The sequence below is a fragment of the Pragia fontium DSM 5563 = ATCC 49100 genome (genome assembly GCF_900112475.1).
GTDB classification, from domain to species: domain Bacteria; phylum Pseudomonadota; class Gammaproteobacteria; order Enterobacterales; family Enterobacteriaceae; genus Pragia; species Pragia fontium.
The window spans coordinates 155822-169286 of the sequence record NZ_FOLW01000004.1; the positions used below are offsets into that span (position 1 = coordinate 155822).

Annotated in this window: 4 protein-coding genes; all 4 read left to right on the forward strand. The window is 42.9% G+C overall.

The window, feature by feature from the left end; translation table 11 throughout:
- The first annotated feature begins 219 nt into the window (after positions 1-219).
- Positions 220-3057 carry an autotransporter outer membrane beta-barrel domain-containing protein gene (locus BMZ28_RS08260; RefSeq protein ID WP_074822278.1) on the forward strand — a complete coding sequence of 946 codons (2838 nt, stop codon included), beginning with the start codon at positions 220-222 and terminating at the stop codon, positions 3055-3057.
- Between the two features lie 697 nt (positions 3058-3754).
- Positions 3755-6589, forward strand: coding sequence for an autotransporter outer membrane beta-barrel domain-containing protein (locus BMZ28_RS08265; protein WP_248296091.1), 2835 nt, complete (start codon positions 3755-3757; stop codon positions 6587-6589).
- 132 nt (positions 6590-6721) lie between these two features.
- Entirely contained in the window at positions 6722-9943 is a 3222-nt protein-coding gene (locus BMZ28_RS08270) for an autotransporter outer membrane beta-barrel domain-containing protein (protein WP_074822280.1), read from the forward strand.
- 599 nt (positions 9944-10542) lie between these two features.
- Positions 10543-13395: an autotransporter outer membrane beta-barrel domain-containing protein gene (locus tag BMZ28_RS08275; RefSeq protein WP_074822455.1), complete on the forward strand. Its 2853-nt coding sequence runs from the start codon at positions 10543-10545 to the stop codon at positions 13393-13395.
- Positions 13396-13465: the final 70 nt, after the last annotated feature.

Sequence of the window (13465 nt, forward strand, 5' to 3'; positions counted from 1 at the left end):
TATTCTTTTTTGAATTTAAAAAAAACGCTATTTTTTTATTTTTAAAGAGTGTGTTTTTTAATTGCTGGGTTTTGTCTTGTCGCCAAAAATTAACACTGGCTGAAATTCACCATAAAAAATTGAATGGAGTAATCGTGTTGGTGGGATCATTATTTTTAGTTAACGCAATAAAAGTAGGGTTTCATTCGGGGTGTCATTAGCATAAATGGAAGCATAATCATGGATATGTCTATATATCAAAGGGAATTTCAGGGAAAACCTATCCATAAATTCTCTAAACGTGCATTAAATCAACAGCTAGCCATGGCTGGACTGCTGAGCTTTAGTACTCTTGTTTTTCAGCATCATGTGATGGCTGCTGATTTGGGGAGCCAGAATGCAGACACGATTACTCTACAAGACCAAGATAAAATTACTGCCGATCTTCGTCAGGACGGCATTTTATACGGCATCCTGAACGATTATTCTCGTACTGCTAATATCAATTTAGCCAACAATGCCAGTATCACCGCGGTTGATACCACGAAATTAACCAGAGGCGTTATTGTTAAAGGCAACAACAGTATATTGACGGCTAACCGTCTGTCTATTGATGTAACAGGCAGCAGCGCTATCGGTTTAGATGCAACCGGTAAAAAAGCGAATATCGATCTGGGCACCGGAAGTCAGATCAACGTAGAAGGTGATGGTAGTGGGTACGGATACGGTATTACGATTAGCGGTGTATCAACGCTGCAAGCCAATGAGCTGCTCATTACGACTAAAGGTAACTATGGTGTTGGTCTAAGCATTAACCAGCAGGGGACATCGGTTAATTTAGGTAGCGATAGTACTATTTTAACTTCAGGGAATGGGGCGTCTGGAGTCTATATTTTTGGCGCTAATGGCAATGATGTGAATGGGCCTGCCAGACTGAGCGCCACAGGCTTAACGGTAAAAACGCTAGGGAATGTTTCCTATGGCTTCAATATTCAAGAGAACTCGATTGTTGATTTAGGCGTCGGGAGTAAAATTAATACCTCAGGTGACGATGCCATTGGGATTTGGGCTTTTGGTGAGCTAAAAGCCAATGCTTTAACGGTTATGACCGAAGGCCTTAATTCTACTGCGGTTGAGATCCGTGATACCGCAGTGGCAAATATTGGTGCTAATAGCCATTTATCGTCTAAACAGGCTGGGGCATTAGTGGCTTATTATCGAAATGCGGGTACGGCAAAAATTAATTTTTTGGGCACCCAGTCTGAGCGTAACTCAATTTTCTCTGGCGGATCTTATGGCGCCTCGGCTCAGTTTAATTCACTGATTAATCTATCATATACCGATATCAACGTTGACCGGGGCGGCGCCTTGGGGCTAGGTTTATGGGCACTGGGTGGGGGGGTTATCAAAGGTGATAATCTGACGATTAACGGTGCTGCTGGTACTCGCGGCGTTTATGCCATGATGAATGCTCAAATTGATTTGACGGGTGATACCACCATTCATATGGCAAATCCGGCGGATATGGCCATTGCTACTCAACAGGATGACGGATATCGCGCCAGTCGAATAAATGCCGACGGAAAAATGGATATTGTCGGCGGTATTCTGTCGCGTGGTGGCCTGATTAATATTGATATGCAGTCGGGTTCCCAATGGACTGGTCGGGCACATAGCGACCATATTAATGGTGGGGCGCTAAATATCACCATGACGGATAGTCGCTGGAATATAACCGAAGATTCTAATGTTGATAAGTTGATACTGCACAATACCACGATAGATTTTAATGAAGATAAAGCCGGTTCGGTATTAACCGTTGGAGACCTTAGCGGCAATGGTAGCTTCGTTCTGCACACCGACCTGGTAAATGGTCACGGTGATAAGCTTATGATCACCGGTAGCAGCGCCGGCGAACATAAATTGACGGTATTAAATCGTGGTGGTTTGGCTACGACGGGGAATGAAGTACTAACCGTCGTGGAAACTCAGGATGGCCAGGCGAATTTTGCCAGTACACGGTTGGTGGAACTGGGTGGTTATTTGTACGATGTACGTAAAAATGGTACCAATTGGGAATTGTATTCCTCCGGGACTTATACACCGCCACCGGAACCCCTGACGCCAGATCCTAAACCAAAGCCGGAGCCAAAGCCAAAACCACCAATCACCACATCAGCCGATGCCGGAGCCAATTTCCTGAATATTGGCTACTTGCTCAATTATGCGGAAACCCAAACGTTGTTACAGCGTATGGGGGATTTACGCCAGAATGGTCACAGTGGCGATATGTGGTTGAGAGGCTTTGCCGGTAAGTTTGATTCGTTTGCCGGTGGTAAGTTAAGCCGTTTCGATATGAATTATAACGGAATGCAACTGGGTGCCGATAAACAAGTGACTGAGCAAGTACCGGTGTTTATCGGTCTGTTTACTGGGCTTACTAAAGGATCGCCGAATTACGCTTCAGGAGATGGTACGGTAAAATCGCATCATTTTGGTATGTATGCGAGTTATATGGCACCAGACGGTTTTTATTTGGATGGAGTAGTGAAATATTCGCGCCTGAAGAATGAATTTAGCGTGCGAGATAGTCAGAATAATCGGGTGAATGGTGATGGTAATTCTGATGGTATTAGTTTCTCGTTGGAATCCGGCCAAAAATTGAGTTTAGGCCAGCAAGATAACGGTTTCTATATTGAACCCCAAGCACAGTTAAGCTATAGCCATCAGGATGCGGTGCAAATTAAGGCCAGTAATGGACTAAAAGTTGCTTTGGGTAGTTATGAATCGATGATTGGTCGAGCCAGTGCGGTAGTGGGTTATGAACTGGCTCAGGGTAATAATTCACTGAATGTTTACCTGAAAACTGGTTATTTGCATGAGCTTGCCGGAGATACCGATTACCGATTAAATGGCTCACCCGAAAGTCACAGCTTTAAAGGTGGCTGGTGGAATAATGGCGTTGGCGTGAGTGCTCAATTGAGCCAACAGCATATTGTGTATCTGGATTTAGATACCTCAACCGGCAATAGATTTAACCAGCGTCAGATTAATGCAGGTTATCGTTTTAACTTTTAGTCATTGATTAGGATTTCCCTCTTTGTTACCAGTGGGTCATGATTGTTCATGACCCACTTTTTTGTTTTTTATTTTTCCGTATTTAATAACGTTTGCGATGGTTGTATAGATTATCTGACCATACTTTTTGCTATTCATGAGTTAGTATGAAAATTAATCAAAAATTTAATTTTAGCAAATGATAAGATTTTTTATACTTTGACATATTTATCTACTAATCAAACGGAGATTGTGAAGTTGATGTCAGCGTAGAACATGTTTTTCATATAAAAAATTTGGTAATTATCGGTATTGTATCGTTCATTGATCTTATTTTTTTCTATTACTCATTGGTTTAATTGAAGATTGATTAACTCATTAGAATCTTTAGATCGACAAATCCGATTGTTCTATCTTGTTCGATAGTTTTTGTCTATTGTTTTGGTGGGGATGTTAGATAATAACGATTTGTTTTTTGTATTGATAAACATTAGCGTTTGTCATAATTAATTATTATTGACACTCTTTTATGATTCCTTGTGGTTAATTTAATTTTTTTAATTTTAATATATTAGGTGAATCTTTAGAGTAGTGTCATTGAATTTTTAGCCTACGCTTTTTAAAACAATAAGACACAAAATAGCAGGCTTTTAACATATTGATTTAACTTCTCTTTGGTTTTTAATGAACAATGAGGGGTAACGTAAATGGAAACGTTATGATGGATATATTGATATACCAAAAGGAATTTCAGGGAAAGCCCACCAATAAATTCACTTACTGTACATTAAATCAACGATTAGCTCTGGCTGGTCTGTTGAGCCTCAGTGCTTTCTCTTTTCAAAATCAAGTCTATGCCGCAGATATCGGTAGTCAGGATGCCAATATCATTACTCTGAATGATGGCGATAAGATTACTGCGGATCGTATTTTGCAGGGCGTGTCGCGATACGGCGTGTCAAATGAAATGGGTAATACTGCCAATATCAATTTGGCGAATGATGTCAGTATAACCGCTGTTGATTCTGCTCGACATGCTGTTGGTATTTACCTGGGCGGCGATAATTCGGTATTAAAAGCTAATCGCCTTTCTGTTGATGTTATCGGTTTAGGTGCCTCAGGGATATCTCTTAAGGGTACTGATAGCCAGACTAATCTAGGCTCTGGCAGTTCTATTAGGGTTGAGAACTTAAATAATACTCAAGGTGTGGGTATCGAGCTTGCCTACGGGGCAACGCTAAAGGCTGATAGCTTATCGATTATTACGAAAGGCGATAGTATCAATGGCCTGAACGTTCAAAGCGATAAGACTAGCGCAGATTTAGGCAGCAATAGCATTATTTCCACTAACGGGACCAATAGTCGGGGAATCTATATTTTTGGTAATAGCAGTGGTCCATCGAGCCTTAAAGCCACGCTTTTAACGATTAAAACTGAAGGTTATAACGGATATGGCCTTGAGTTACAGAATTACTCAATTGCTGATTTAGGCAGTGGTACCCGCATTGATACATTTGGGCAGAACGGCATTGGGGTATTGAACTACGGAAAAATAACCGCAGACGGTCTGACAGTGAAGACGGAAGGTGCTGGGGCAAGCGCTTTTCAATCTCTGGGCAGCGGAAGTGCAACGATTGGTGCCGACAGCCATATGTTTTCAAAGCAAGCTGGCGGTATTGTTACCTCAGGTAACGGTGCCACCATTAACTATTTGGGAACAGAAGATAAGCGAAATACGATTTTCTCTGGCGGCTCTTATGGGGCGTCAGCACAAAGCGCGGGTGCTAAAATAAATCTGGCCTATACCGATATTAACGTTGATCGTGATGGTGAAATCGCCAGAGGACTATGGGTCTTACGCGGCGGTTATATAACGGCTGACCATGTGGTCATTCATGGTGCAGACGCTGTTACCGGCGTTTATGCAATGACCGATAGTCAGATTGATTTAACCGGCGATACCACTATTCATATGGCGACCTCTGAAGGTGTAGCCATAACGACACAGCATAATGACGGTTATGCTGCCAGTCGCATCAATGCCAGTGGAAAAATGGATATTATTGGTGGCATTTTGTCACGCGGTGGTCTGATTGATATCAAGATGGCGTCAGGTTCACAGTGGATCGGTCAAGGCGACAGTGACCAGATTAACGGTGGTTTTTTAAACATCGCTATGACCGATAGCCATTGGAGTATGGCAGCGGATTCTCGCGTAGATAAACTGGTGCTGAACAATAGCACGGTGGAGTTTAGTGAGGATAAAGTTGGTTCACTACTGACCGTCGGCGATCTGAGCGGTAATGGCTCATTTATTTTACGTACCGATTTAGTTGGCGATGGCGTTGATGGTTATAGCGATAAGTTAATCGTCACCGGCAGCAGTGCTGGCGATCATAAATTAACGGTACTAAATCGCGGTAGTCTGGCCACTACCGGTAATGAAATTCTAACCGTGGTGGAAACTCAAGATGGAGTAGCAACCTTTACCAGTAGTAGTCAGGTGGAATTGGGTGGCTATTTATATGATGTGCGTCAGAATGGAACGCATTGGGAGCTGTACTCTTCAGGGGTTTATGTACCTCCATCGAAACCGGATCCTGAAACAGAGTTGCCGTCCAAACCTGACCCTAAACCACCTCTTACTACTTCTGCAGATGCGGGTGCCAATTTCCTCAATATCGGTTACCTGATGAACTATGCGGAAACTCAAACTCTGTTACAGCGTATGGGCGACCTGCGTCAAAACGGTGAGAGTGGAAATATGTGGTTAAGAGGTTTTGCCGGTAAGTTTGACTCTTTCGCTGGCGGCAGATTAAGCCACTTTGATATGAAGTATAGCGGTGTACAGTTCGGTGCGGATAAACGTGTTTCAACCGAGTTGCCGCTATTTACCGGTATCTTTATCGGCCAAACCCACGGCAGCCCAAATTATCGCACTGGAGGCGGCAGCACTAAATCCGACAGTGTGGGTTTATATGCCACCTATATGGCGAATAACGGTTTTTATTTGGATGGAATGGCGAAATATAGTCATATAAAAAACAGTTTTAACGTCAGGGATAGCCAAGACAATCGGGTTAATGGTAATGGAAACTCGGATGGTTTTAGCGCTTCACTGGAAAGTGGACAGAAATTTAGCCTGAATCAGCTGGGTAATGGCTTTTATATTGAACCTCAGGCGCAATTGAGTTTTAGCTATCAGGGTACCAATAATATTGTTGCCTCTAACGGCTTGAAAATCGATTTAGGTAGTTATAAATCGATAATTGGTCGGGCCAGTGCGGTCGTCGGATATGAACTGCCACAGGGTAACCATTCCCTGAATATTTATCTGAAAACTGGTTATCTCCGTGAGTTTTCCGGTGATACCGATTACCAACTGAATGGTTCACTGGAAAGCCACAGCTTTAAAGGTGGTTGGTGGAATAACGGTGTTGGGGTCAGTGCTCAGATGAATAAGCAACATGCCTTGTATCTGGATTTAGATACCTCAACCGGTAATAAATTTAACCAGCGTCAGATGAATGGCGGATATCGGTTTAGTTTTTAAACGGGAATGGATGACAACATGGTCGGTAATGATATCTCTTTATATGGGAAGTCTGTCGATTTTGTGGTTTAGATGATTATTTTGGAATGTCTGCAATATCAGGTTGTATACATAAGATAGGGAGTTCGAACGTTGAAAAGTATTCATAAGGCTATATTGCCGTTATTAACTATTTCAGGACAGATATTGTTAGTCCCCGCGGCCGTTGCTACCGTTTATGATTCTCCATTAACGGTTTTTTCAACCAAGGAAGAAAAAAATCAACGGATACCTGGTAAAGGCGATTCCATTATTATTCAGAACTATGAGTTACCGATTAACGGTATTGGATACGCTGCCTTAGTGGCTGAAAAAGATTTCGCCGATTTGGGGGATGGCAAATTCGATGTTGATTTCAGCGCAACAATAACTGATGCCAATGTGAAATATATTTCAATCTATGGGTTAGATATTGCGAATGCTAAAACGCTTAATTTAGGCGTAGGTTCAACCATCAACGTTAGGCTATATGATACGGATAATAACGTTTCAGTGGTGGGAATCGATCACTATATTCATGATGGAACGAATCCCCACATCTCAGCTTCCCAGTTAACGGTTAACGCTTATTCTGACAGTTCAAGCACGGTATACGGGATTAGTAGTAAAGTGGCATCAGCTAATCATAGCGCCACCGACGGTAGCCGTATTGATCTGGGAGACTCCTCATCCGTTAATGTGACAAGTAGTAAAGCTGGGGCGATAGGTATCATTGTTAGTGGAAATTCAACGTTAAATGCAGAAGGGCTCAGCGTTAATGTTAATGGTGTTGCTAATGATATCGTGGCGATGACGGCTTATGTCAGAGGACTATCGTTAAGCGATAATGTGGCCGTCAATTTAGGCCGGGGAAGTGAAGTTAATATTCAATCAATGAGAGACTCAACGATGGACAATGGATCAAGCGATTCATTTACCAGTGTGGGTATTTCATTAGGTAATACGTCAACGTTAAAAGCAGATGCGCTAAAGATTACTGCAATAAATGGCATGGGCCTTCATTTAGATAAGGGGGCTGGAGCTGATTTAGGTGTGAATAGTCAGATATCAACCACCGGCATTAAAGGATATGGCGTCTATGCTGCTAACGCTTCAGCTAAGTTGGAAGCCTCAGGACTAACCATTAGTACCGAGGGTAAAAACGCCAGTGGTTTATATAATAATGGTGCGAGTACCATTGATTTAGGGACTAACTCTAAAATTACCACGACGGGTGAAAGTGCTGCAGGCATTAAGCAAATAGTGAATAATAATATGGCTTCGGTCTATGATTATACTACGCTATCTGCAGATAAATTGACGGTGAATACTCAGGGTAACCAAGCCAATGCGTTAATTATGTCAACCGGGAAGGTTAATCTTCGTAACAGTACCTTAATCTCCCAGAATGCCGGGACAATTTTATTAAAGAACGAACAGTCGGACGCTAAAGTCGTTGCGGAGATTATTGATAGCCAATTAATCTCGGGGGGCAATTATATTGCCAGCGCGCAGTCAGCCGGATCGACGCTGAGTATTCAGGGTGGGCAGGGGCGTTTAGATAAAGCCTTTAACGATCAGCTACCCGCTTATGGTCTATGGGCTACCGATGGTGGAACAATCACGGCTACCGATTTTACCTTAAATACCGGCGACGGAATTATTGGTGTGTCGGCCACTAATGGTAGCAATATCACCCTGGCGGGGACATCCGTCATCAATAGCTTATCCAGCAACCTGTTTGGCACCCAGACCGATAATATTGCTATCAGTGCGATCGGTAACAATAGCGTGATTAGTGGTTCGGGAATCATGGCGATTAACGGTGCGTTGACGGCACAAGATTCTGCCAGTTTGGATCTAACGCTGATGAGTGGTTCGGTGCTGAAAGGGGCGGCAAATCAGCTGAAGAGCGGTACGATTAATTTAGCCATGGACAGCAGTAATTGGATATTTGACCAGAATTCTGACGTTAATCAATTGGCTTTGTCCAACAATAGTAAAGTGATATTCAATACAGCGGGTGATGGGCGTCTGACAATGAATGATTTGTCAGGTAATGGTCTGTTTATGATGCGTACTGATATTGTGGGAGATGGAAGTACTAACTCGGGAGACAAGATTATTGTTACCGGAACCAGCTCTGGGGCTCATCAACTTAATGTATTAAATCGGGGTGATGCCACAACCACCGGGAATGAAATCTTAACCGTTGTTGAAACAGCAGATGGCAACGCCACATTTACGCTGCATAACAAAGTTGAGTTAGGTGGGTATTTATATCAAGTACGTCAAAACGGTACTGACTGGGAATTGTATTCTTCTGGCCTGGATTTGCCGCCACCAGAGCCAGAACCAGAACAACCGGAGCAACCTCCTGTTACACCACCGGTATTACCACCAGAGCCTGAGGGGGAAGGACAGCTCACCACATCGGCCGATGCCGGCGCGAATTTCCTTAATATTGGTTATCTGATGAATTATGCGGAAACTCAAACGCTGCTACAGCGCATGGGCGATCTGCGCCAGAACAATGCTGGTGATAATATATGGCTAAGAGGGTTTGCCGGGAAGTTTGACTCGTTCTCCGGTGGTAAGTTAAGCCATTTTGATATGAATTATAGCGGTGTACAACTGGGGGCTGATAAGCGTGTTTCTAGCGAGTTGCCGCTGTTTGCCGGTCTCTTTATTGGTCAAACCCACGGTAAACCCAATTATCGCTCCGGGGATGGTACCACCAAATCCGACAGTGCTGGTCTGTATGCCACCTATATGGCGAATAACGGTTTTTATCTGGATGGGGTAGTGAAATATAGCCATATCAAAAACAGTTTTAATGTCAGGGATAGCCAGAACAGTCGGGTTAACGGTAATGGAACCTCGAACGGTTTTAGTGCGTCACTGGAAAGCGGGCAGAAATTTAGCCTGAATCAGTCGGGTGACGGCTGGTATATTGAACCGCAGGCGCAATTGAGCTATAGCCATCAAGGTAGCAGTAATATTGTTGCCTCTAATGGCTTAAAAGTTTCTCTGGGTAGTTATGAGTCGATAATTGGCCGAGCCAGTGCGGTGACGGGATATGAATGGCAACAGGGTGACAACTCACTAAATGTTTATTTGAAAACCGGCTATCTGCGCGAGTTTTCAGGAGATAGCGATTACCGATTGAATGGTTCACCAGAAAGCCATAGCTTCAAAGGCAACTGGTGGAATAATGGTGTCGGGGTGAGTGCTCAGATGAATAAACAGCATACTTTGTATCTGGATTTAGATACCTCAACCGGTGATAAATTTAACCAGCGTCAGATTAATGCAGGATATCGCTTAAGTTTCTGATAGTTGGGGAATACCATTCTTCTCGTTATTAATGGGTCATGAATTATCATGCCCCATTTTTTATGATGCTATGTCTAAAGAGTGTTTTTGATTCATTTTAATTGCATGTTATGGCATGGGATATTAGTTTTCATCCATTTTATGTGTAAAAAATGGCCATTTGAAATATAGATTTACATTATTAATATAACGGTGGGTTTAAATTAAAAATTAATGATTTTCAAAATACTACAGGTCTGGGTTTTTTATTTTTTTTATTAAATATCAATTAGTAATAATTGAATCCATTTGCCTTAGGGGAGCAAATATATAAAAAACAGACAGTAGCTTCATCGTTAAAACCGATACAAATGTTGCTTTCAGTAGATTTTAACTATCATTTAATAATAAAGTTTAGATATTAACGATTTGTTATTTAAAAAAATAAACATTACCTTCATTTCAACTAACTATTTTTGGTGAAATAACCTTATTGATTCAACATATCAGGGTTATATATTCAACCCAATAGCTAATTTTTAACTAAATATTCGATGGAACATTTCGGTAATGTAGATTGCCAGCAGCAATGATTAATAAAGGGAAGTGTTATAGTGGATATGTTTACATATGGAAAGGAATTCCAAGCAAAGCCTACCCATACTTTCTCCAGACATAGCTTAAATCAACGATTAGCCATGGCCGGTTTGCTGAGCTTGAGTGCTTTGGTCTTTTCGCATCCTGCTTTAGCGGCGGAGTTGGGTAGCCAGAATGTCGATACAATTGTGCTGAATGATGGCGATAAGATCACTGCAGATCTTCGCCTTTATGGTTTGTTGTATGGTGTGCTGAATGAATCTTCTCGTACTGCAAACATTAGTTTAGCCAATGATGTCAGGATTGCTGCCATTGATACCATGCGATCGGCCGGTATTGATATTAGAGGGAATGGTAGCGTATTAAATGGCAATCGTTTAACTGTAGAGGTTAAAGGCAATAGCGTACAAGGCATCAATATCGCTGGTCAAGGCGCTCATATCGATTTAGGTTCGGGCAGTCGTGTTATTGCGGAAAGAACAACGGGAACCAGTTTCGGGCAGGATGCTGGCATTAATATCACCAATGCTTCAACGTTAACGGCAAATAATCTTTATATCAGTACCTCCGGCCACAGTACTGATGGGTTGGTCATTCATTCGTCAGGCACATCGGTTGAACTGGGGCAAGGCAGTATAATCGAGACCAATGGAACCTACGCGGCGGGGATTGTTATCTCGACCTTTAATTCAGAAGGTGATGGACTAGCAACATTGACCGCAAATAATTTAACCATAGCGATTCAAGGAGATTCATCTACCGGGATTTCATCGGATGCGAATACTTTAGTTGATTTAGGCAGTGGCAGTGTCATTACGACTTCCGGCCAAAATTCAACAGGGGCTTCGGTTTCGGGAACAATGACAGCCGATGTGCTGACTATTCATACTAAAGGTGAGAGATCGGTTGCGCTTCAGGCAACGCCTAGTGGAGTCGTCAATATTGGTGCCGGTAGCCATATTTATTCTGAGCGGGGCAGTGGGATACAATTTTTTATTCCTCGATATAGTAGCCTGACCGATCAGAGGGGAATCATTTATTATTTAGGCACAGAGAACAATCGGAATACGATTTTTGCCGGTGGTTCCTATGGCGTGCATTCAGCAGATAGCGGAAAAATAAAGCTGGCGTATACCGATATCAATATTGAGCCAGCCAACGTTGACCCAACTAACGAGGCGGGAATCGCGCTCTGGGCTTCAAATCGCGGTGAAATAATCGGTGATAACCTAACGATTCATGGTGCAGCAGAGACTTACGGTGTTTATGCACAATACGCTGGTCAAATCGATCTGACCGGTGATACCACCATTTATATGGCTAACCCAACTGATATCGCAATAGCCACTGAATCTGATGATTATTATGAGCCCAGCCAGATTAATACAACGGGAAAAATGAATATTCAAGGTGGGATCTTATCGCGAGGTGGCCTAATTAATCTGGATATGCAGTCTGGTTCTCAATGGAACGGTCGAGCGTATAGCGACAACGTAAACGGTGGTGCACTAAATATCACCATGACCGATAGCCGTTGGAATATGACGGCAGATTCCAATTTGGATAAGTTGGTACTAAACAACAGCACGGTAGACTTTAGCGAAGATAAAGTTGGCTCGTGGCTAACCGTTGACGCTCTGAGCGGTAATGGTCGTTTTATTCTGCGTACCGATTTGGTGGGTGATGGCGTAGTGGGTACAGGTGATAAGCTGGTGGTCACAGGAGAAAGTGCAGGGGATCATCAACTGACGGTATTAAATCGCGGTAGTCTGGCTACCACCGGTCATGAAGTGTTAACCGTGGTGGAAACTCAGGATGGTCAGGCGACGTTTACCAGTACCGGTAAGGTGGAACTGGGCGGTTATTTGTATGATGTGCGTAAAAATGGCACCAACTGGGAGCTATATTCTTCCGGGATTGATGGGCAGCCACCGAATCCATCAAAACCCGATCCAGAGTCACCAATTACCAGTTCGGCAGATGCTGGCGCTAACTTCCTCAATATTGGTTACCTGATGAACTATGCGGAAACTCAAACTCTGCTACAGCGTATGGGTAGTCTGCGTCAAAATGGCAAAAGTGGTGATATGTGGCTAAGAGGATTTGCCGGTAAGTTTGACTCGTTCTCCGGTGGTAAGTTAAGCCATTTTGATATGAATTATAGCGGTATGCAGCTGGGGGCAGATAAACGCGTTTTCGCCGAAGTGCCGCTGTTTGCTGGCCTCTTTATCGGCCAAACCCACGGTAAACCTAATTATCGCTCCGGAGATGGTACCACCAAATCTGATAGCGCAGGTCTGTATGCCACCTATATGGCGAATAACGGTTTTTATCTGGATGGGGTAGCGAAATATAGCCATATCAAAAACAATTTTAACGTCAGGGATAGCCAGAACAATCGGGTTAACGGTAATGGAACCTCGAACGGTTTTAGCGCTTCACTGGAAAGTGGGCAGAAGTTCAGCCTGAATCAGCCAGGTCACGGTTGGTATATTGAACCTCAGGCACAATTGAGCTATAGCCAGCAAGCTACCAGTAATCTTGTGGCCTCTAACGGTTTGAAGGTTAATTTAGGTAGCTATGAATCGATAATTGGCCGAGCTAGTGCAGTGGTGGGATATGAACTACTGCAAGGGGATAATTCATTGAACGTTTATCTGAAAACCGGTTATCTGCATGAATTTTCCGGGGATACTGATTACCGACTGAATGGTTCACCGGAAAGTCATAGCTTTAAAGGTGGTTGGTGGAATAACGGAGTCGGGGTCAGTGCTCTGATGAATAAAAAGCATACTCTGTATCTGGATTTAGATACCTCAACTGGTAATAAATTTAACCAACGCCAGATTAATGCAGGTTATCGGTTTAGTTTTTAATCGCTGATTATATTTTCTTTTTTATCAATGAGTCATAAAAATTATGGCTCATTTTTTTAAGCTTCTATTA

Bases quoted from the DNA above. Each gene is read 5' to 3' on its own strand.
- BMZ28_RS08265 (WP_248296091.1), top strand. From the start codon at position 3,755: ATGATGGATATATTGATATACCAAAAGGAATTTCAGGGAAAGCCCACC.
- BMZ28_RS08260 (WP_074822278.1), top strand. From the start codon at position 220: ATGGATATGTCTATATATCAAAGGGAATTTCAGGGAAAACCTATCCAT.
- BMZ28_RS08275 (WP_074822455.1), top strand. From the start codon at position 10,543: ATGTTTACATATGGAAAGGAATTCCAAGCAAAGCCTACCCATACTTTC.